The sequence below is a fragment of the Streptomyces sp. NPDC052682 genome, from assembly GCF_040678435.1.
In the GTDB taxonomy this organism is placed as follows: domain Bacteria; phylum Actinomycetota; class Actinomycetes; order Streptomycetales; family Streptomycetaceae; genus Streptomyces.
On the sequence record NZ_JBFATS010000003.1, the window covers coordinates 381456 to 400956 of the forward strand.

General features: G+C 72.5%; 20 protein-coding genes. 10 read left to right on the top strand and 10 right to left on the bottom strand.

From position 1 onward, the window contains the following. Positions 1 to 68: 68 nt before the first annotated feature. Entirely contained in the window at positions 69 to 773 is a 705-nt protein-coding gene (locus AB0K80_RS06575) for a uridine kinase (protein ID WP_365666458.1), read from the top strand. Between the two features lie 238 nt (positions 774 to 1011). Here the strand turns inward: AB0K80_RS06575 and AB0K80_RS06580 are convergent, their stop codons facing one another. Continuing rightward, positions 1012 to 1749, bottom strand: coding sequence for a SigE family RNA polymerase sigma factor (locus AB0K80_RS06580; protein ID WP_365666459.1), 738 nt, complete (start codon positions 1747 to 1749; stop codon positions 1012 to 1014). A gap of 238 nt (positions 1750 to 1987) precedes the next feature. Between AB0K80_RS06580 and afsQ1 the strand changes: the two genes are divergently transcribed. From afsQ1 to AB0K80_RS06605, 5 genes are all read left to right on the top strand, one after another. After that, positions 1988 to 2665, top strand: a complete 678-nt coding sequence (gene afsQ1 / locus AB0K80_RS06585; RefSeq protein WP_187827957.1) for a two-component system response regulator AfsQ1 — start codon at positions 1988 to 1990, stop codon at positions 2663 to 2665. Further along, entirely contained in the window at positions 2662 to 4257 is a 1596-nt protein-coding gene (locus AB0K80_RS06590; RefSeq protein WP_365666461.1) for a HAMP domain-containing sensor histidine kinase, read from the top strand. Before afsQ1 ends, AB0K80_RS06590 begins: the two co-directional genes overlap by 4 nt. 194 nt (positions 4258 to 4451) lie before the next feature. Then, complete coding sequence (locus AB0K80_RS06595; RefSeq protein WP_365666619.1) at positions 4452 to 5021, top strand: hypothetical protein; 570 nt, start codon at positions 4452 to 4454, stop codon at positions 5019 to 5021. Positions 5022 to 5113: 92 nt separating this feature from the next. Continuing rightward, positions 5114 to 5695 (top strand): VanZ family protein, encoded by a 582-nt coding sequence (locus tag AB0K80_RS06600; RefSeq protein ID WP_365666463.1) that lies wholly within the window; start codon positions 5114 to 5116, stop codon positions 5693 to 5695. 65 nt (positions 5696 to 5760) lie between these two features. Next, positions 5761 to 5961, top strand: coding sequence for a PspC domain-containing protein (locus AB0K80_RS06605; RefSeq protein WP_365666465.1), 201 nt, complete (start codon positions 5761 to 5763; stop codon positions 5959 to 5961). An 85-nt stretch (positions 5962 to 6046) separates the two neighbouring features. Here the strand turns inward: AB0K80_RS06605 and AB0K80_RS06610 are convergent, their stop codons facing one another. Both AB0K80_RS06610 and AB0K80_RS06615 read right to left on the bottom strand, forming a co-directional pair. After that, on the bottom strand, positions 6047 to 6409 hold the full coding sequence (locus AB0K80_RS06610; RefSeq protein ID WP_365666467.1) for an ATP-binding protein: 363 nt from the start codon (positions 6407 to 6409) through the stop codon (positions 6047 to 6049). A gap of 135 nt (positions 6410 to 6544) precedes the next feature. After that, positions 6545 to 7696 (bottom strand): adenosine deaminase, encoded by a 1152-nt coding sequence (locus AB0K80_RS06615; protein WP_365666469.1) that lies wholly within the window; start codon positions 7694 to 7696, stop codon positions 6545 to 6547. Between the two features lie 193 nt (positions 7697 to 7889). Here AB0K80_RS06615 and AB0K80_RS06620 point away from each other — a divergent pair, with 193 nt between their 5' ends. Further along, positions 7890 to 8651 (top strand): alpha/beta hydrolase, encoded by a 762-nt coding sequence (locus AB0K80_RS06620; protein WP_365666471.1) that lies wholly within the window; start codon positions 7890 to 7892, stop codon positions 8649 to 8651. A gap of 61 nt (positions 8652 to 8712) precedes the next feature. Here the strand turns inward: AB0K80_RS06620 and AB0K80_RS06625 are convergent, their stop codons facing one another. Next, positions 8713 to 9666 carry a LysR substrate-binding domain-containing protein gene (locus AB0K80_RS06625; protein ID WP_365666472.1) on the bottom strand — a complete coding sequence of 318 codons (954 nt, stop codon included), beginning with the start codon at positions 9664 to 9666 and terminating at the stop codon, positions 8713 to 8715. Positions 9667 to 9729: 63 nt separating this feature from the next. On the opposite strand from AB0K80_RS06625, the gene AB0K80_RS06630 reads away from it, so the two are divergent. From AB0K80_RS06630 to AB0K80_RS06640, 3 genes are all read left to right on the top strand, one after another. Beyond that, positions 9730 to 10995 carry an MFS transporter gene (locus AB0K80_RS06630; RefSeq protein ID WP_365666474.1) on the top strand — a complete coding sequence of 422 codons (1266 nt, stop codon included), beginning with the start codon at positions 9730 to 9732 and terminating at the stop codon, positions 10993 to 10995. A 94-nt stretch (positions 10996 to 11089) separates the two neighbouring features. Then, a complete protein-coding gene (gene dnaN / locus AB0K80_RS06635) occupies positions 11090 to 12214 on the top strand; it encodes a DNA polymerase III subunit beta (RefSeq protein WP_365666476.1) in 1125 nt (374 codons plus the stop codon). 108 nt (positions 12215 to 12322) lie between these two features. Further along, positions 12323 to 13336: a sigma-70 family RNA polymerase sigma factor gene (locus AB0K80_RS06640; protein ID WP_365666478.1), complete on the top strand. Its 1014-nt coding sequence runs from the start codon at positions 12323 to 12325 to the stop codon at positions 13334 to 13336. Here AB0K80_RS06640 and AB0K80_RS06645 read toward each other — a convergent pair. The 6 genes from AB0K80_RS06645 to AB0K80_RS06670 form a co-directional block, all read right to left on the bottom strand. Beyond that, on the bottom strand, positions 13220 to 13606 hold the full coding sequence (locus AB0K80_RS06645; protein ID WP_365666480.1) for an STAS domain-containing protein: 387 nt from the start codon (positions 13604 to 13606) through the stop codon (positions 13220 to 13222). The genes AB0K80_RS06640 and AB0K80_RS06645 overlap by 117 nt on opposite strands. Before the next feature lie 95 nt (positions 13607 to 13701). Then, entirely contained in the window at positions 13702 to 14985 is a 1284-nt protein-coding gene (locus AB0K80_RS06650; RefSeq protein ID WP_365666482.1) for a thymidine phosphorylase, read from the bottom strand. A gap of 65 nt (positions 14986 to 15050) precedes the next feature. Then, positions 15051 to 15446, bottom strand: a complete 396-nt coding sequence (locus tag AB0K80_RS06655) for a cytidine deaminase (RefSeq protein WP_365666484.1) — start codon at positions 15444 to 15446, stop codon at positions 15051 to 15053. Further along, positions 15443 to 16720, bottom strand: a complete 1278-nt coding sequence (locus AB0K80_RS06660; protein WP_365666486.1) for an ABC transporter permease — start codon at positions 16718 to 16720, stop codon at positions 15443 to 15445. Before AB0K80_RS06660 ends, AB0K80_RS06655 begins: the two co-directional genes overlap by 4 nt. Then, positions 16717 to 17841, bottom strand: a complete 1125-nt coding sequence (locus AB0K80_RS06665) for an ABC transporter permease (protein ID WP_365666488.1) — start codon at positions 17839 to 17841, stop codon at positions 16717 to 16719. Before AB0K80_RS06665 ends, AB0K80_RS06660 begins: the two co-directional genes overlap by 4 nt. Further along, the gene (locus tag AB0K80_RS06670; RefSeq protein WP_365666621.1) at positions 17841 to 19469 is read right to left on the bottom strand and encodes an ABC transporter ATP-binding protein; all 1629 of its coding nucleotides are present in this window, start codon (positions 19467 to 19469) and stop codon (positions 17841 to 17843) included. The genes AB0K80_RS06665 and AB0K80_RS06670 overlap by 1 nt, the downstream gene beginning before the upstream one ends. Between the last annotated feature and the right edge of the window lie 32 nt (positions 19470 to 19501).

A 19501-nucleotide genomic window follows, 5' to 3' on the forward strand; every position in this document is an offset into this window, starting at 1 on the left:
CCGCTCCCGCCGCCTGCCACCTTCCGGCTCCATACGGTCATCAGGTGTGCGCGAAGGGTAGTCAAGGTGTGACGCGCGCTGCAAAGCCGGCCCGCGGGGTCGTACGGCGGCCGATCGATGCCTCACACTGGTGTCCCGTGAGCTTCCCACCACCCATACCGACGCGAGTCGTGCTGCTCTGCGGCCCCTCCGGCTCCGGCAAGTCCCTCCTCGCGGCCCGCTCCGGCCTCCCGGTGCTGCGGCTCGACGACTTCTACAAGGAGGGCGACGACCCGACCCTGCCGCTGGTGGCGGGGAGCTCCGACATCGACTGGGACCACCCGGACTCCTGGGACGCGGACGCGGCCGTCGCCGCCATCGCCGAGCTGTGCCGCACGGGTCGTACGCACGTCCCCCTCTACGACATCGCGCTCAGCGCCCGCACCGGCGAGGACACGGTCGACATCGGGCGGACCCCGCTGTTCATCGCGGAGGGCATCTTCGCCGCGGAGATAGTCTCGCGCTGCCGGGACCTGGGCCTGCTTGCCGACGCGCTGTGCCTGAGCCGCGGCGCGGTGACGACCTTCCGCCGCCGCTTCCTGCGCGACCTCAGGGAGGGCCGCAAGTCGGTGCCGTTCCTGCTGCGCCGCGGCTGGCGGCTGATGCGGCAGGAGCGCGGGATCATCGCCCGTCAGACGGCCCTGGGGGCCCACGCGTGCGACCGGGACGAGGCGCTGGGCCGGCTGGCGGCAGCGGCCGCGGGACACCGCCCGGCCGCGCGTACGGCGGCCTGACCGGCACACCCGGCCCGGGCAAGTGAAAAGCGGGACTGGACGGACCCCCCGGCCCTCCAGTCCCGCTCCCCCGTGCTTCCCCCGTACTCCCCCGTGTCCCCCCAGGTCCCGTGTCCCCCGTGGTGGTGCTTCCCCCGTGGTCCCCCCGGACCACGAACACCGGGACCTGTCAGGAAGACTCCGGCGACCCTCCCCCGAGCCACCCGGAGCCCGTCTTCATCCCCGTTCCCCCGGACCTTCAGGCGACCAGCTCGCCGAAGGCGTCCTCCTGGTCACGGCCGAAGCTGAGGACCTCGTCCTCGCGCAGCCGGCGCAGCGACCGCCAGATGCTGGACTTCACCGTGCCGACACTGATGTCGAGGATCTCCGCGATCTCCGGGTCCGTGCGGCCCTCGTAGTAGCGCAGGACCAGCATGGTGCGCTGGAGTTCGGGCAGCCGGGCCAGCGCCTGCCACAGCACCGCGCGCAGCTCGGTGCCGCGCATCGCGTCCGTGTCGCCGGGCGTCTCCGGCAGTTCCTCGGTCGGGTACTCGTTGAGCTTGCGGCGCCGCCAGGCGCTGATGTGCAGGTTGGTCATGGTGCGGCGCAGGTATCCGCCGACCGCCGCCTTGTCACTGATCCGGTCCCACGCCTTGTACGTCGAGAACAGCGCGCTCTGCAGCAGGTCCTCGGCCTCGAAGCGGTCGCCGGTGAGGTGGTAGGCGGTGGCGTACAGGGAGGCGCGGCGCTCTTTGACGTAGGCGGTGAACTCCGCCTCCGACAGCGAACGGCGCTCCCCCGAGTCCTCCCTGTACGCGGCTCCCCCGTGCGCCTCCCCCGTGTGCGCGTCAACCACCGTCATGTAACCGGTGTGCTGACGCCCGGTGCCGCGAGCGCACCCCCGCCCGCTCACGACACCGGACTTCTCACTGCCCCGGTGCACGTCGTGCAGACGCGTGATCACTGCGCTGGTGCTGGTGCCGTGCAGCGTGTTCATCTCGCGCCCCCCGTCGTGGACTTCCGGTGTGCGGCCCGCCTGGTGGGGCGGGCTGCCTTGCCTGTGCCGAAAAGCTTGCCGCCGCACTTTCATCGCCGTGTCCGCCGACTGTCACAGGCCTGTCACAGGGGCGGGTGACAGTAGGGCCACAGGCCGTTCACATGCGTCGGGGCCACCGGAGCGGCCCATCTGGGCCCACAGGTCGAACCCCGCCCCCTCCATGGGCCAGAATGAGCCCGTGCCTTCCCTGTTGCTGATCGAGGACGACGACGCCATCCGGACGGCCCTGGAGCTTTCTCTCACGCGCCAGGGACACCGCGTGGCGACCGCTGCCAGCGGTGAGGACGGTCTGAAGCTGCTGCGTGAGCAGCGGCCGGATCTGATCGTGCTGGACGTGATGCTGCCCGGCATCGACGGCTTCGAGGTGTGCCGGCGCATCCGGCGCACGGACCAGCTGCCGATCATCCTGCTGACCGCGCGCAGCGACGACATCGACGTCGTGGTCGGCCTGGAGTCCGGCGCCGACGACTATGTCGTCAAGCCGGTGCAGGGGCGGGTGCTCGACGCCCGGATCCGGGCGGTGCTGCGGCGCGGGGAGCGGGAGTCCAGCGACTCGGCGACCTTCGGCAGCCTGGTCATCGACCGCTCGGCGATGACCGTGACCAAGAACGGCCAGGACCTCCAGCTCACCCCGACCGAGCTGCGGCTGCTGCTGGAGCTGAGCCGGCGGCCGGGGCAGGCGCTGTCGCGGCAGCAGCTGCTGCGGCTGGTGTGGGAGCACGACTACCTCGGTGACTCGCGGCTGGTGGACGCCTGTGTCCAGCGGCTGCGTGCCAAGGTCGAGGACGTGCCGTCCTCCCCGACGCTGATCCGTACCGTGCGCGGTGTCGGCTACCGGCTGGATCCGCCTCAGTGACACAGGAACACCAGGGGGGTCTGCGCGGCTGGGCCGCGGCGCGCAAGGGAGTCTGGTCGCGGCTGCGCCTGACCAGCCTGCGTCTGCGGCTGGTGGTCGTGTTCGGGCTGGTCGCCCTGACGGCCGCCGTGTCCGCGTCCGCCATCGCGTACTGGCTCAACCGCGAGGCCGTGCTCACGCGTGCCCAGGACGCGGTGCTGAGCGACTTCCAGCAGGAGATGCAGAACCGGGCGGGGGCGCTGCCCATGCGTCCGACGCAGGACGAACTCCAGCGCACCGCGGGGCAGATGGCGGGCAACAGCCAGCGCTTCAGCGTGCTGCTGGTCGCGCAGAACGCCGAGGGGAAGACGGTCTACGGCAGCTCCGGCGGCCTGAACGGCTTCTCGCTGGCGGACGTGCCGGCCTCGCTGCGCGAGGCGGTGAACAAGCGGCAGAAGGTCACCTCGGCGAACAAGTCCCCGTACCACCTGTACTGGCAGCGGATCGTCGAGAACGACACCCCCTACCTGGTGGCCGGCACACGGGTGATCGGCGGTGGCCCGACCGGGTACATGCTCAAGTCGCTGGAGCCGGAGGCCAAGGACCTCAACTCGCTGGCCTGGTCGCTGGGGATCGCCACCGGCCTGGCGCTGATCGGATCCGCGCTGCTCGCGCAGGCCGCCGCGACGACGGTGCTCAAGCCGGTGCAGCGGCTCGGGGCGGCCGCCCGGCGGCTCGGCGAGGGCAAGCTGGACACCCGGCTCAGGGTGTCGGGCACCGACGAACTCGCCGACCTGTCACGGACGTTCAACAACGCGGCCGAGGCGCTGGAGAAACGGGTCGCCGAGATGGCCGCCCGGGACGAGGCCTCCCGCCGGTTCGTGGCGGACATGAGCCATGAACTGCGCACGCCGCTCACCGCGATCACGGCCGTCACCGAGGTGCTGGAGGAGGAGCTGGAGTCCGAGGGCGGCGGCATCGACCCCATGATCGAACCGGCCGTGCGGCTGGTCGTCAGCGAGACCCGGCGGCTCAACGACCTGGTCGAGAACCTCATGGAGGTCACCCGGTTCGACGCGGGCACCGCCCGGCTGGTCCTCGACGACGTCGACGTCGCCGACCAGATCACGGCGTGCATCGACGCGCGGGCCTGGCTGGACGCGGTGGAGCTGGACGCCGAGCGGGGCATCCACGCCCGCCTCGACCCGCGCCGCCTGGACGTGATCCTGGCCAACCTCATCGGCAACGCGCTCAAGCACGGCGGGTCGCCGGTGCGGGTGGCCGTCCGCGAGGCGGACGACTCGGTCGTCATCGAGGTCCGCGACCACGGCCCCGGCATCCCCGCGGACGTGCTGCCGCACGTCTTCGACCGCTTCTACAAGGCCAGCGCCTCCCGGCCGCGCTCCGAGGGCAGCGGCCTGGGTCTGTCCATCGCCCTGGAGAACGCCCACATCCACGGCGGCGAGATCACCGCCGCGAACTCCCCCGAGGGCGGCGCGGTGTTCACCCTGCGCCTGCCCCGCGACGCCTCGGATCTGACCCAGCAGCCGGACGACGGCGGCCGGGGCGGCCAGGCCCCCGGCAAGGACGAGGACGCGAAGGGAGACGCCTGATGACCGCACACCGTCTGCCGGCCCGCCCCTCGGGCAGCCCGGGCACCGGCCCCGGGCACAGCCCGGCCCAGGCGGCGGCCCGGCTGGACCCGTCCGCCTCCGGCGGCGGCTCACGGCGCCCCTCGGCCGTCGCGCGCCGGGGCGCGCGGTGGGGACGGGCGGGGGTCGTGGGGCGGCTGCTCGGGGTCGCCGGGATGGCCGTACTGGTCGCCGGGTGCGGGATACGGGCCACCGAGGTGCCGACGGACTTCGGGGCCGCGCCCTCGCGGACGCGGTGCTCGCTCGCCGAGCCGGACATCTCGACGCAGGCGGCGCGGGGTCTGCCGGTGCAGGTGTTCCTGCTGTGCCGGGCGTCGCTGGTGGCGGTGGACCGGACCGTACGCGTCCCGGACGGCGCGGCGGACTCCGAGCGGCGTGTCGTCGTCGCGCAGGGGCTGCTGGACGAGCTGTCGGCGCCGCAGTCGGCCGCCGAGAAGGAGGCCGGGTACAGCACGGACGTACGCGGCGGCCTGACGGTGAGCGGGCCGCGTCCCGGCGACCCGGACGACGCGCTGCGGCTGAGTGTCCCGCCCGGCGACCTGACCTCCTACGCCCTCGCCCAGATCGTCTGCACGTTCTCCGACTCGGCGGCCGGCGAGGGCGACGGGTCGGTGATCCTCGGCGGGCCCGGCAACGAGGCGCCGCGCCGGTACGCGTGCACGGACCAGGTCCGCGACCGGCCCGGCAGCAAGGAACCCGCGTCGACGGAGGTCACCGGCGGCTGAGGGCCGCCGCCGGCCCGCTGTGGCGCATGCCTCATCCCCGTACCGGGGGACGTCCCGGAACCGATCGTGCCGAACGCCGCGTCTTGGGGGGCGTGCAGCGTCAAGGCTCCATCGGCGGCAGCGCCGCGATCCGCATCCGTGTGACGGGAGGTGTCCTCCTGGTCGCACATCTCGCGTTCGTCGCCTGGTTCTCGCTGCGACCGCTGGACGTCCCCTGGGTGATGCCCGCCAATCTGCGCCCGTTCGCCGGGATCCGCGCCGACCTCGCGCTGGGCTGGCCCGCGGCGGCGCAGCGCATCGGTACGGGCCTCGCCCTGCTGGCGCCGCTGGGTGTGCTGCTGCCGATGGCGGGCGGGCGGCTGGCCGTCTCCCGGCTGGGGTCGCTGCTGCGGACCGTCACCGCGGGCGCCCTGCTGTCGCTGGGCATCGAGCTGGTGCAGACCGCGGTGCCCGGGCAGGTCGCGGACGTCGACTCGCTGCTGCTGAACACGGTGGGCGTGGCCCTGGCCCACCTGGCCGTCGTGCCCGCGGGCCGCTCCTGGCTGCGCCGCCGGGCCGAGCACCGGTCCCGGTCGGCCGTCGCGAAGGAGGAGCCGGCTCAGGGTCGGACCCCGACGATTCCCAGGGTCGGGATCGCCCCGTGGAGCGACGCTCTGCCCCCTTCGTCTCCGTAACGTGGAGAGCAGATGAGGCAGCCAGAGGGCAGGCCTCCCGCCCACTGCTCACGAAGGAGCCGCACATGTCCCGCCTCGCCCGCCCCACCAACGGCCGCATGATCGGTGGAGTGTGTGCCGCCCTCGCCCGGCGCTTCGGCACCTCCGCGACGACGATGCGCGTCATCTTCCTGCTGTCCTGCCTGCTGCCCGGCCCGCAGTTCCTGCTCTACATCGCGCTGTGGATCCTGCTGCCGTCGGAGGACAAGGTGCGCACGGCCTGGTGAGGCCGTCGCCCGACGTACGTACACCGATGGGGCGCACCCTTGTCCGGGGTGCGCCCCATCGGCGTGTGGTGCGGCTCGCGTCGGCTCAGCCGAGCGGGGCCCCGTTCACCGCGCCCTGCGTGGGCAGGCCCTGCACCGGCAGACCGCCGAGCAGGCCGGTGGGCGGCGTGGCCAGGCCCTGGGAGAGCTGCTCCTCGGCCAGCTGCCGGGCGGCCGGCTGCGCGGTCTGCAGACCGGAGCCGGCCACGGCCTGCCCCTGCTCCACGGCCTGACCGGCGTCGGGCAGCACCTGGGAGACCTGCTCCGTGGGAAGCGTCTTGTTCACGGTCTCCAGGGTCGGGCCGGCGTCCGGGAGCGCCGGGGCCGCGTTGGCGGCCCCCGCACCGGCGGCGGCGAAGGCGGCACCGAGGGCGGCGACACCGAGGGTCTTGGCAGCGGACTGCTTCATGGAATACGTCCTCGACATGACTCGATAAGGGATCACTGGGTGGTGAATGGTCCAGCGACCGTAAAAGGGCGGGATTGCCCGCCGCAAACATCGAGAGGCGGGCGCATCCGGTCCCGTGTCGAGCCGTGTCGGTTTCTACCGCTGTGCAGATCCGCTGGTAGACGCGGTCTGCTGGAACAGCCATTCGGACTTCAGCTCGGCGTAGCCGGGCTTGATGACGTCATTGATCATGGCCAGCCGTTCATCGAAAGGAATGAATGCTGATTTCATCGCATTGACGGAGAACCACTGAAGGTCGTCGAGCGTGTAACCGAAGGCCTCGACAAGATGCTCGAATTCCCGGCTCATGCTGGTGTGGGACATCAGGCGGTTGTCGGTGTTGACCGTGGCCCGGAAGTGCAGCCGGCGCAGCAGGCCGATGGGGTGCTCGGCGTAGGAGGAGGCCGCCCCGGTCTGGAGGTTGGAGCTCGGGCACAGCTCCAGCGGGATGCGCTTGTCCCGGACGTACGACGCGAGCCGCCCGAGTTCGATGGTGCCGTCGTCGTGGACCTGGATGTCGTCGATGATGCGCACTCCGTGCCCGAGCCGGTCGGCGCCGCACCACTGGAGGGCCTGCCAGATGGACGGCAGGCCGAAGGCCTCTCCCGCGTGGATGGTGAAGTGGTTGTTCTCGCGCTTGAGGTACTCGAAGGCGTCCAGGTGCCGGGTGGGCGGGTAACCGGCCTCGGCGCCCGCGATGTCGAAGCCGACGACGCCCAGGTCGCGGTAGCGGTTGGCGAGTTCGGCGATCTCCAGGGCGCGGGCGGCGTGCCGCATGGCGGTGAGCAGGGCGCCGATGCGGATGCGGTGCCCGTTGGCCCTCGCGCGCCGTTCGCCTTCCCGGAAGCCCTCGTTGACGGCCTCGACGACCTCTTCGAGGATGAGCCCCTTGTTCAGGTGCTGTTCGGGGGCGTAGCGGACCTCGGCGTAGACGACACCGTCCGCCGCGAGGTCCTCGGCGCACTCGGCGGCGACCCGCACCAGGGCGTCGCGGGTCTGCATGACGGCGACGGTGTGGGAGAAGGTCTCCAGGTACCGCTCCAGGGACCCGGAGTCGGCGGCCTCGTGGAACCACGTGCCGAGCTTGCCGGGGTCGGTCTCCGGGAGGTGCGGGTAGCCCGTCTCGCGGGCGAGTTCGACGATCGTGCTGGGGCGCAGTCCGCCGTCGAGATGGTCGTGCAGCAGAACCTTCGGCGCCCGGCGGATCTGGTCCGGCGTCGGGGTCTTCGCAGGGGTCTGGCTCGTCATTGCCGCACTCTACCTCCTACGCGCGTAGATCGCGCGTTCCGTGTCCTGTTCCCGTCCTTTCCCGTCTTGCCCGTCCCTTCCCGTCCTTTCCCGTCCTCTCTCGTCCTCTCTCGTCCTCGACGTTCTCCGTCGATACGTAACGGTGACCCCGCGTACGGGTGGAGTACACCCGCGCTTCTGACACTGTTCTGTCATGGCACAGGAAGCGACGCCGGTTCGCAGCGCCCGGCTGGGGAGGACGCTCGGCCCGGAGCCGACGGCGGTGAGCGGGGCGGTACTGCTGCTCCCGAGCGGCGAGCAGGTCTCCAGCCGCAGACCGTCCCCGATGTGGGCGGCCGCGTCCGTCCGCGCGCTGGGACGCCGGCTGGCCCGCGCGGGCCGGGATGAGGGACTCGCCGTCCACGTCGTGCACTACCGCTGCCGCGGCTGGAACGGCAGCGAGGCGAACCTGGCCGGGGACGCCGCCTGGGCGGCCGACGAGGTCGTACGGCGCTACGGCGATGTGCCGGTGTGCCTGGCCGGCGTCGGCATGGGCGGCCGGGCCGCGCTGCGCGCGGGCGGGCACGAGGCCGTCAACTCCGTGCTGGCGCTGGCCCCCTGGCTGCCCGCCGACGACGTGGCCGCCTCCCCCGAACCGGTGAAGCAGCTCACCGGGCGGCAGGTGCTGATCGTGCACGGCACGAACGACGAACGGAGCGATCCGGAGCTGTCGTTCCGGCTGGCCGCCCGGGCGAAGAAGGCGAACCGGGAGGTGTGCCGGTTCGAAGTCCACACCGACGGGCACGCCTTGCACCAGTACCGGGACGAAGTGCTCGCGCTCGCCGAGGACTTCGTGATGGGGGTGCTGTTCGGACGGGCGTTCTCGCGGCCGGTGCGGGACGCGTTCGCCGCGCCGCCGCCTTTGGGGTTGCGGATGCCGCTGGCCGCGGGGTTCGGGTCTTCCTGGCGGCGGTAGCGCCGTCGGGGCCGGTGTCGCGGGGAGCGCGCGCGGCGCCGCGCCCCTGGGGCCGCCGCCGTCAGGCCGGGAGCAAGCTGCCCCGTTTCGAGAGCAGGAACTTCTTGAAGGCCGCCACGGGGGGCGTGTCCGGGCGGCCCGCCAGCCAGGCCACGCCGATCTCCCGTACCGCTCGGGGCGCTGTGACCGTGAGTTCCACCACGCCCGGCCGGGGCACGGCGGGTGGAGGCAGGAGGGCCACCCCGAGGCCCGCTGCCACCAGGCCGCGCAGCGTCTCGGCCTCCTCGCCCTCGAAGGCGATACGGGGCTTGAAGCCGGCCTCCTGGCAGAGGTCGTCGGTGATGCGGCGCATGCCGTAGCCCGGTTCGAGGGTGACGAAGGTTTCGTCGGCGGCCTCGGCCAGGCGGATGCGGCGGCGCGTGGCGAGGCGGTGGTCGGCCGGGACGACGAGGCGGAGTTTCTGTTCGTCGAGGCGGCGGGCCACCAGGTCGGGGGCGTCCGGGACCGGGGAGGTCAGGCACAGGTCGAGTTCGCCCGCGCGCAGGCGTTCGAGCATGGCCTCGCCGTAGTTCTGGACCAGGCTGAAGCGGACCCGGGGGTGGTCGGCGCGGAAGGCCTGCAGCAGGCCGGGGACGGTCTCGGCGCCCAGGGTGTGCAGGAAGCCGAAGGCGACCTTGCCGGTGGCCGGGTCGGCGTCGGCGCGCACCTCCTCGGCGGCCCGCCCGATCTCGGCCAGGGCGCGTTCGACGGAGGCCAGGAAGGTGCGCCCGGCGGGGGTGAGGGAGACCGTACGGCCGTGGCGGGCGAACAGGTCGACGCCCAGGTCCTGCTCCAGGCGGACCATGGCGCGCGAGAGGGTGGACTGCGGGACGTTCATCTCCTGCGCGGCGCGCGTGACGTGCTCGGTGCGGGCCACGCCGGCGAAGTACGCGAGGCGTGGGGCCAGCACCGTCGTCATGTCTTCTGTGTCACTGCCTGGTGACAGGCGCGCCTGTGAACTGGATCGATGCATCACGGGAACGATTATGGCCGTTTCATGCATTGGACGGATCAGTGCGCACGTCCGTACGTTCGAGGCATGTCTCCCGCCAGTACCGGGGCGTCCACCCGTGTGGCCGCCTCTTCCGCCGTTCCCGCCACCGACTCCCGTATGGCTCCGGGCGGTCCCGGCTATCGCCGGATGAGCCTCGCCCTCTTCCTCGCGGGAGTCGCGACCTTCGCGCTGCTGTACTCCACGCAGGCGCTGCTGCCGCTGATCTCCGGCGAGTTCGGGGCGGCGGCGAGCGACGCGAGCTGGACCGTCGCGGCCGCGACGGGGGGCCTGGCGGTGTTCGTGCTGCCGATGAGCGCGCTGTCGGAGCGGTTCGGGCGGCGTACGGTCATGACGGCCTCGCTGGCGGTCGCGGTGAGCGTCGGGCTGCTGGTGCCGTTCGCCCCCTCGCTGGGCGCGCTGGTCGCGCTGCGGGCGCTGCAGGGCGCGGCGCTGGCGGGGCTGCCCGCCTCGGCGACGGCGTACCTCGCGGAGGAGGTCACCCCGAAGGCGCTGGTCACCGCGATCGGGTTGTTCGTCGCGGGCAACAGCGTCGGCGGGATGAGCGGCCGGGTCATCACCGGGTGGGTGGCGCAGGAGTGGGGCTGGCGGGTCGCCGTCGGCACGATCGGCGTGATCGCCGTGGCGTGCGCCGTCGCCTTCCGCCTGCTGCTCCCCGCGCCCCGGCACTTCCGGCCGGGCTCGCTGCGGCCCCGCGTCCTCGCCCGTACGGTCCGCGGCCACCTGTCCGACCCGCTGCTGTGCCGGCTGTACGCCATCGGCGCGCTGTTCATGACGGTGTTCGGCGGCGTGTACACGGTGATCGGCTACCGGCTGACCGGGGCGCCGTTCTCCCTGCCGCAGGGCATCGTCGGCTCGATCTTCCTCGTCTACCTGGTCGGCACGGTGTCGGCGTCGACGGCGGGGCGGCTGGTCGGGCGCCTGGGCCGGCGCGGCGCGCTGTACGCGGCGGGCGGTACCACGGCGGCCGGGCTGCTGCTGTCCCTCGCGGGGTCGCTCGTCGTGGTCCTGCTGGGCCTGGTGCTGATCACGGCGGGCTTCTTCGCCGGGCACGCGGTGGCGTCCTCGGCGGTCAGCAAGACGGCGCAGCGGGGTCGTGCCCAGGCCTCGGCGCTGTACCAGTCCGCGTACTACGTCGGCTCCAGTGTGGGCAGCACGGTCGGCGCGGTGGCCTTCCACGCCGGTGGCTGGGCCGGGACGGTCGGAGTCGGTCTGCTGGCCGTGGCGGGCGTCGTGACGATCACGGTGTTCGGGACACGGGCGGCGCGGGTGCGGCGCCTGGCGGCCGCCTGACCTCTCGCCTCGCGCGTTCCCCCTGGTCGGGGCCGGTTGTCAGTGGGTGCCGATAGCGTCCGCACGGCAACTGGACCGAGCGGGGGGATTGTTCATGGAGTTCCGGGTCGACCGTACGGAGTTCGCCGACGCGGTGGGGCGGGCGGCCCGCGCGCTGCCCGCGCGGACACCGGTGCCGGTGCTGGGCGGGCTGCTGCTGGAGGCGGCCGAGGGGCGGCTGACGGTCTCAGGGTTCGACTTCGAGGCGGCCGTACGGGTCGCGGTGGACGCCGAGGTGGGCGCCGACGGGCGGGTGCTGGTGCCGGGGCGGCGGCTGGCGGACGTGTGCCGGGTGCTGCCGGACGGGCCGGTGAGCTGCGGCCTGGAGGCGTCGCGGTTCACGGTGGAGGCGGACGGCACACGGTTCGGCCTGTCGACACTGCCGCTCGCGGAGTACCCGGCGCTGCCCGTGCCGCCCGCCCCGTACGGCACCGTGGACGCCGCCGCGTTCGCGGCCGCTGTCGGCCAGGTCGCGGTGGCTGCGGGGCGCGACGACACCCTGCCGGTGCTGACCGGGGTCCAACTGCGCCTGGAAGGCGCGGAGATGACGCTGTCCGCGTCGGACCGCTACCGCTACGCGGTCCGGCGGCTGGCGTGGCGGCCGGAGACGGGGGACGCCGAGGGCGCCGTGGAGGTGCTGCTGCCGGCGCGGCGGCTGCTCGATGTGGCACGGGTGTCGGCGCGCGGCGGTGACCTGCGCGTCGGGCTGGAGGCGGGCGGCGGGTCGGCCGGTTTCGAGGGCGGCGGCACCCGGACGGTGCTGCGGCTGCTGGACGGGCGGCTGCCGGGGTACGGGACGCTCTTCGCCATGGCGGGGGCCGCGGTCGCCGAGGCCGACTGCGAGCCGCTGCGGGAGGCGGTCCGGCGGGTGGCGGTGGTGGCCGAGGCGAACTCGCCGGTCCGGCTGGACTTCTCCGCCGACGGATCGGTGCTGGTGCGGGCCGGGTACGGGGACGACGTGGCGGCGCAGTCGGTGCCCGCCACGCTCACCGGCGCCGCGGAGACGACGGTCGCCTTCAGCCCGGCGTATCTGCTCGACGCGCTGACCTCCTTCGACACGCCCCGGGTGCGGCTGGAGCTGCTGGGCGCGGGCCAGCGGGCGCTGCTGCACGCGGTCGCCGGCGACAGCTCGCCCACCGCGCACCAGCACCTGCTGATGTCCGTGCGGCAACTCGTGTGACCTGCGCCTTTCCCGCTCGGGGGGCCATTGTCAGTGGCCTGCGGTAGCTTCCGAAGTGCTGGGCGCGACGGTGCGCGACAGAAACGCCACAGGGGTGGGTGGACCACGATGGACGGCACGGCGACGACGACGGACCTGGACGCGAGGCTGGAGGCGCACCGGGTGGAGCTGACCGGGTACTGCTACCGCATGCTCGGTTCCTCCTTCGAGGCCGAGGACGCGGTGCAGGACACGCTGGTCCGTGCCTGGCGCGGCTACGCCACCTTCGAAGGGCGTTCCAGCCTGCGCTCGTGGCTGTACCGCATCGCGACGAACGTCTGCCTGGACATGCTGAGCGCGGGCAACAAGCGCGCCCGGCCCATGGACCTGACCGAGTCCACCCCGCTCGCCCAGGCGGCGCTGTCCCCCCGCCCGGACAACACCTGGCTGGAGCCCATGCCCGACGCCCGCGTGCTGCCCACCACCGACGACCCGGCGGAGGCGGCCGTCGCCAAGGAGTCCGTGCGGCTCGCCTTCATGGCCGCCCTGCAGAAGCTGCCGCCCAAGCAGCGGGCGGTGCTGATCCTGCGCGAGGTGCTGGCCTGGAAGGCGAGCGAGGTCGCCGAACTGCTGGGCACCTCGGTCGCGTCGGTCAACAGCGCGCTCCAGCGGGCCCGGGCGACCCTGGCCGAGCAGCGGGAGCCGGGCGCCGACGCGGCTGTCTCCGACCCGCTGGACGAGGAGCAGCAGCGGCTGCTGGAGCGGTACGTCGCGGCGTTCGAGGGCTACGACATGACGGCGCTGACCGCGCTGCTGCACGAAGACGCCGTCATGACGATGCCGCCGTTCGACCTGTGGCTGACCGGCGTGCGGGACATCACCGGCTTCATGACCACGCTGGGCGCGCCCTGCGCGGGCTCCCGGCTGGTGCCGGTGCAGGTCAACGGGCTGCCGGGCTTCGCGCAGTACAAGCCGGACCCGGAGGCGGGCGGCTTCGCCCCCTGGGCGGTGCAGGTGCTGGAGATCTCAGCGGGCCGGATCACCGGGTTCCACTGCTTCCTCGACACCAAGCGCTGGTTCCCGCTGTTCGGGCTGCCCCTCCACCTCGAAGCAGAGACCGACCAGGTCGAGCAGGGCCAGTAGGGCGGGAGCGGGGTCGCGCAGCCGGATCCGGCCCCCGGCCCGGCGGGCGGCCAGCTGCAGACGGGCCAGCAGGTCGACGGCACCGAGCCCCGGCGGCCCCAGCCCTCCCACATCGCACACGAGCACCCCGCCGCCGCTGGTGAGCAGCAGTGCCCGTGCCTGCTCGCCCAGCCCGCTCACCTCGTCCCGGGTGACGGGTCCGGCCAGCACGAGCACGGGGGGTGTCATCGCGTCCACGATCGGTAGACCGGGCGGGTGGGCGGAACTCATCGGGGCGTGGCCCGGACCTGCCCGGCAACCCCAGCAGGCCGAACGGGACCGGCGCAGGTGCCGATCCCGTTCGCCCGAGAGAAACGAACCCCAGGTCAGGCGATGCGCTCCAGCACCACCGGCGACGGTGTGAAGTCCGTGCCCGGGGCGGCGATGTCGTAGGAGCCCTCCACCGCCTCCAGGGCGTAGGCGAACCGCTCGGGGGTGTCCGTGTGGAGGGTCAGCAGCGGCTGGCCCTCGGTGACCGTGTCGCCCGGCTTGGCGTGCATCTCTACGCCCGCCGCCGCCTGCACCGGGTCCTCCTTGCGGGCCCGGCCCGCGCCCAGGCGCCAGGCGGCGATGCCGATGTCGTAGGCGTCCAGGCGGGTGAGGACACCGGAGGAGGGGGCCGTGACGACGTGCTGTTCGCGGGAGGTGGGCAGGGGGGCGTCCGGGTCGCCGCCCTGGGCCGCGATCATGCGGCGCCAGACGTCCATCGCCGAACCGTCGGCCAGGGCCTTCGCCGGGTCGGCGTCCTTCACCCCGGCCGCGTCGAGCATCTCGCGGGCCAGGGCGAGGGTCAGTTCCACGACGTCCGAGGGGCCGCCGCCCGCCAGGACCTCCAGCGACTCGCGGACCTCCAGGGCGTTGCCGGCGGTGAGGCCGAGCGGGGTGGACATGTCCGTCAGGAGCGCGACCGTTCGCACGCCGTGGTCGGTGCCGAGGCCGACCATCGTGGAGGCCAGTTCGCGGGCGTCGTCCAGCGTCTTCATGAAGGCGCCGCCGCCGACCTTCACGTCCAGCACCAGGGAGCCCGTGCCCTCGGCGATCTTCTTGGACATGATCGAGGAGGCGATGAGCGGGATGGCCTCGACCGTGCCGGTGACGTCCCGCAGGGCGTAGAGCTTCTTGTCCGCGGGGGCCAGGCCGTCGCCCGCCGCGCAGATCACCGCGCCGACGCCGTCGAGGACGGAGAGCATCTCCTCGTTGGAGAGCAGGGCGCGCCAGCCGGGGATCGACTCCAGCTTGTCGAGGGTGCCGCCGGTGTGGCCGAGGCCGCGGCCGGACAGCTGGGGCACGGCCGCGCCGCAGGCCGCGACCAGCGGGGCCAGCGGCAGGGTGATCTTGTCGCCGACACCGCCCGTGGAGTGCTTGTCGGCGGTCGGGCGGGACAGCGACGAGAAGTCCATGCGCTCGCCGGAGGCGATCATCGCGGCCGTCCAGCGGGCGATCTCACGGCGGTTCATGCCGTTGAGCAGGATGGCCATCGCGAGGGCCGACATCTGCTCGTCGGCCACCTCCCCGCGGGTGTACGCGTCGATGACCCAGTCGATCTGCTCGTCGCTGAGCTCACCGCGGTCCCGCTTGGTGCGGATGACGGAGATGGCGTCCATGGCCATGGTTTCCTTCCAGGGTCCAGAAGCGGTGCGGCCCCCCTGAGCTGCTCAGAGGGGCCGCACCGGAGTTACTTGGTGAGATGCCCGGGCCCGAAGGCCTGCGGCAGCATCTGCGACAGCGGCAGGATCCCCGCCGGGGTCTCCAGCAGCAGGTCCGGGCCGCCGAACTCGTACAGCAGCTGACGGCAGCGGCCGCACGGCACCAGGATGTCGCCGTTGCCGTCCACGCAGGTGAAGTGCGTCAGACGGCCGCCGCCGGTGTTCTGCAGCTCCGAGACCAGCCCGCACTCGGCGCACAGGCCGAGGCCGTACGAGGCGTTCTCGACGTTGCAGCCGGTGACGGTGCGGCCGTCGTCGACCAGGGCCGCCACGCCGACCGGGTAGCCGGAGTACGGGGCGTAGGCGCGCGACATCGCGTCCCGGGCCGCCTCGCGCAGCTTGTCCCAGTCGACCTGGCCGGTCACTTGCCCTGTCCCTTCCGGTAGGGCAGGCCGTCCGCCTTCGGCATGCGCAGCCGCTGCGCGGACAGGGTCAGCACCACCAGGGTGACCACGTACGGCGTGGCCGAGACGACCTGGTTGGGGACCTCGTTGGTGCCGGCGTACCAGGCGAAGACCAGGGCGCCGACGACCAGGGTGATCACGGCCCCGAGGAACTTCTTGCGGATCGCCAGCCAGACCGCGCCGATGATCAGCAGCAGGGCGCCGAGCAGCAGCAGCGCGTGGACGTTCTCCGAGCCGCCGCGCAGGTTGAGGCTGTCGGTGTAGCCGAACAGTCCGGCGCCGAGGGCGAGGCCGCCCGGCATCCAGTTGCCGAAGATCATCGCGGCGAGGCCGATGAAGCCGCGGCCGCTGACCTGGCCCTCCAGGTAGAAGGGGTTGGCGACGATGGAGAGGAAGACACCGCCGAGGCCCGCCAGGCCACCGGAGATGATCACGGCGAGGTACTTGTACTTGTAGACGTTGACGCCGAGGGACTCCGCCGCGACCGGGTTCTCGCCGCAGGAGCGCAGGCGCAGGCCGAAGGCGGTGCGCCACAGGACCCACCAGGTGCCCGGGACGAGGGCGACGGCGATCAGGGTCAGCCAGGAGACGTTGGTGACCAGGCCGCCGAGCAGGCCGGCGATGTCCGAGACGAAGAACCAGCCCTTGGCGTTGAGGTCGCGCAGGACGTCCGACAGGCCCGGGATCGTGAAGGTGCCGAGGGATTCCACCGCCGGGGACTGCTTGGCGGAGCCGCCCGGGTGGCCCTCGAAGGCCAGCGGGGCGAGGTAGCGGGTGGCGCCCAGGGCGAGGATGTTGATGGCCACACCGGAGACGATGTGGTTCACGTTGAAGGTGACGGTCACGAGGGCGTGCAGCAGCCCGCCGACGCAGCCGCCGATGACGCCGACGACGACACCGGTCCACGGCCCCCACTGGAAGCCGGCCCAGGCGCCGAACCAGGTGCCGAGGATCATCATGCCCTCGAGGCCGATGTTGACCACGCCCGCGCGCTCGGCCCACAGGCCGCCGAGACCGGCCAGGCCGATCGGGACGGCGAGCTGGAGGGCGGTGGACATCTGGCTGACGTTGGTGATGCCGTCGGCCCCGGTGATGATGCGGACGATCGAGGTCAGCGCCAGGGCTCCGGCGATGACCAGCAGCAGGGTCTGCACCGACAGGCGGCGGCCGGTGGGCGCCGTGGGCGTCAGCGTGGGCTGGTTGACGTCGGTCGCTGAGGTCTGCGGGGTGGTCATCGGCCAGCCACCTCCTTCGTGGTGTTGGTGTCGGCGCCCAGGACGTTGCCGGCGGCCAGTTCGGCGCCGACCCGGCGCTGCTGGCGGCGCAGGCCCCACTCGCGGACGGCCTCGTAGGAGACGACGACCGAGAGCACGATCAGGCCCTGCATGATGACCGCGATCTCCTTGTCGTAGCCGTGGAAGTCCAGCTCGGGCGAGGCCTTGTCGAGCCAGGCCCACAGCAGCGCGGCGAAGGCGATGCCGACGGGGCTGTTGCGGCCGAGCAGGGCGATGCCGATGCCGAGGAAGCCGATGCCGGTGGGGAAGTTCAGGCTGTAGGTGTGGGTGTCGCCGAGCAGGATCGGCAGGCCCGCGAGACCGGCGATGCCGCCGGAGATGAGCATGGCGGTGAGCACCATGCGCCTGGGGTCGACGCCGGAGGCCGCGGCGGCCGTCTCCGAGGCGCCGGAGGCGCGCAGGTCGAAGCCGAAGCGGGTGCGGTTGAGGACGACCCAGTAGCCGATGCCGAGGAGCACGGCGAGCAGGACCAGGCCGTAGATCTCGCCGGCGGCGCCCATGTCGATGCCGGGGATCCAGCCGGAGGAGTGCATCTCGCCGGTGGTGTTGTTGTTGCCGACCTTCACGCCGAAGACGCTGGGCAGCCACAGGTAGGCGATGACCGAGGTGGCGATGGCGTTCAGCATGATCGTCGCGACGACCTCGCTGACGCCCCGGGTGACCTTCAGGACACCGGCGATGCCGGCCCAGAACGCGCCGGTGCACACGGCGGTCAGGAGCAGCAACGGCACCTGGAGGAACGCCGGCAGGTTCAGGTGGGCACCGACCACGGCGGCCAGCATGGCGCCGAGCTGGTACTGGCCGTCGACACCGATGTTGAACAGGTTCATCCGGAAGCCGATGGCCACCGCGAGCGCGGCGATGTAGTACATCGAGGCCTGGTTGATGATCAGGACCTGGATGTCGGAGAACGACGCCTGCTCAAACATGATGGCGAACGGCTCGGCCGGGTTCTTGCCCGACGCGAGCAGCACGATCGCGCTGAGCACGAAGGCCACGGCGAGCGCGATGACCGGCCCGGCCACCGCCAGGAGCAGGCGCTCCTTGTCGAACTTCTTCATCAGCGGGCCTCGTCTTCCGGGGACTCGGGGGTGTGGGCCGAAGTCCCGGGGGTCTCCTCGGGGGTCTCTTCGTGCGCGAGGTGGCCGGTCACGGCACCGGTCATGGCCGAGCCGAGCTCCTCGGGGGTGATGGTGGCCGGGTCGGCGTCGGCGACCAGCCTGCCGTTGTAGATCACGCGGAGCGTGTCGGACAGGCCGATCAGCTCGTCCAGGTCGGCGGAGATCAGCAGCACGGCCAGGCCCTCGCGGCGGGCCTCGCGGATGTGGTCCCAGATGGCGGCCTGCGCGCCGACGTCCACACCGCGGGTGGGGTGGGCGGCGATGAGGAAGCGCGGCTTGTGGCTCATCTCCCGGCCGACGATCAGCTTCTGCTGGTTGCCGCCGGACAGGGAGGCGGCGGTGACGTCGATGCCGGGCGTGCGGACGTCGTACTCCGTGACGATCCGGCGGGTGTCCTCCTGGGCCGCCTTCGGGTCCAGCCAGACGCCCTTGGCGTTGGGCCGCTCGGTGACGTGGCCGAGGATACGGTTCTCCCAGAGGGGGGCCTCCAGGAGCAGGCCGTGGCGGTGGCGGTCCTCGGGGATGTAGCCGATGCCCTGCTCGCGGCGCTTGCGGGTGGGCCAGGCGGTGATCTCCTCCTCGGCCAGGGTGATGGTGCCCGAGTCGGGGTGCCGCAGGCCGATGAGCGCGTCGACCAGTTCGGTCTGGCCGTTGCCCTCGACGCCGGCGATGCCGAGGACCTCGCCCGCGTGGATGGTGAAGCTGATGTCGTCCAGCAGGGCCTTGCCGCCGGGGGCGGCCAGGCGGAGCTTGTCGACCGTGATGACCGGGCGGTCGGTGACCGTGGACTCGGCCGTCTCGGGCGTGGGCAGCTCGCTGCCGACCATCATCTCGGCGAGCTGGCGCGGGGTGGTCTCGGCGGGGACGGCCGTACCGACCGTCGTGCCGCGGCGGATCACGGTGATCTCGTCGGCGACGGAGAGGACCTCGCCGAGCTTGTGGGAGATGAAGATGACCGACAGGCCCTCGGACTTCAGCTCGCGCAGGTTGGCGAAGAGCGCGTCGACCTCCTGCGGCACCAGCACCGCGGTCGGCTCGTCCAGGATGAGGGTGCGGGCACCGCGGTAGAGGACCTTGAGGATCTCCACGCGCTGGCGGGCGGCGACGCCGAGCTCCTCGACCAGGCGGTCGGGCTCCACGCCGAGGCCGTAGCGCTCGGAGATCTCCTTGATCTTGCGGCGGGCCTTGGCGCCGATGCCGTACAGCTTCTCGCTGCCGAGCACCACGTTCTCCAGGACCGTGAGGTTGTCGGCGAGCATGAAGTGCTGGTGCACCATGCCGATGCCGCGGGCGATGGCGTCCGCCGGGGACGACAGGCTGACCTTCTCGCCGTCGATCGCGATGGTGCCCTCGTCCGGCTTCTGCATGCCGTAGAGGATCTTCATCAGGGTCGACTTGCCGGCGCCGTTCTCGCCGACGAGGGCGTGGACGGTGCCCTTGCGGACGGTCAGGTGGATGTCGTGGTTGGCCACGACACCGGGGAAGCGCTTGGTGATCCCGGCGAGTTCGACGGCGGTCTGCTGACCGTTGACCGCCGCTCCGGCCGGAGGGCTGCTGGACGCGTTGATGGCGCACTCTCCTGGGGACGGGGGTCGTCTAC

Excerpts from the sequence above, each read along its gene's own strand:
- AB0K80_RS06665 (WP_365666488.1), bottom strand. The coding sequence starts at position 17,841 with ATGAAGAAGTTCGACAAGGAGCGCCTGCTCCTGGCGGTGGCCGGGCCG.
- AB0K80_RS06620 (WP_365666471.1), top strand. The coding sequence starts at position 7,890 with ATGGCACAGGAAGCGACGCCGGTTCGCAGCGCCCGGCTGGGGAGGACG.
- AB0K80_RS06610 (WP_365666467.1), bottom strand. The coding sequence starts at position 6,409 with ATGAAGCAGTCCGCTGCCAAGACCCTCGGTGTCGCCGCCCTCGGTGCC.
- AB0K80_RS06615 (WP_365666469.1), bottom strand. The coding sequence starts at position 7,696 with ATGACGAGCCAGACCCCTGCGAAGACCCCGACGCCGGACCAGATCCGC.
- AB0K80_RS06660 (WP_365666486.1), bottom strand. The coding sequence starts at position 16,720 with ATGACCACCCCGCAGACCTCAGCGACCGACGTCAACCAGCCCACGCTG.
- AB0K80_RS06630 (WP_365666474.1), top strand. The coding sequence starts at position 9,730 with ATGTCTCCCGCCAGTACCGGGGCGTCCACCCGTGTGGCCGCCTCTTCC.
- AB0K80_RS06595 (WP_365666619.1), top strand. The coding sequence starts at position 4,452 with ATGGCCGTACTGGTCGCCGGGTGCGGGATACGGGCCACCGAGGTGCCG.
- dnaN (WP_365666476.1), top strand. The coding sequence starts at position 11,090 with ATGGAGTTCCGGGTCGACCGTACGGAGTTCGCCGACGCGGTGGGGCGG.
- AB0K80_RS06605 (WP_365666465.1), top strand. The coding sequence starts at position 5,761 with ATGTCCCGCCTCGCCCGCCCCACCAACGGCCGCATGATCGGTGGAGTG.
- AB0K80_RS06645 (WP_365666480.1), bottom strand. The coding sequence starts at position 13,606 with ATGAGTTCCGCCCACCCGCCCGGTCTACCGATCGTGGACGCGATGACA.
- AB0K80_RS06640 (WP_365666478.1), top strand. The coding sequence starts at position 12,323 with ATGGACGGCACGGCGACGACGACGGACCTGGACGCGAGGCTGGAGGCG.
- AB0K80_RS06580 (WP_365666459.1), bottom strand. The coding sequence starts at position 1,749 with ATGAACACGCTGCACGGCACCAGCACCAGCGCAGTGATCACGCGTCTG.
- AB0K80_RS06650 (WP_365666482.1), bottom strand. The coding sequence starts at position 14,985 with ATGGCCATGGACGCCATCTCCGTCATCCGCACCAAGCGGGACCGCGGT.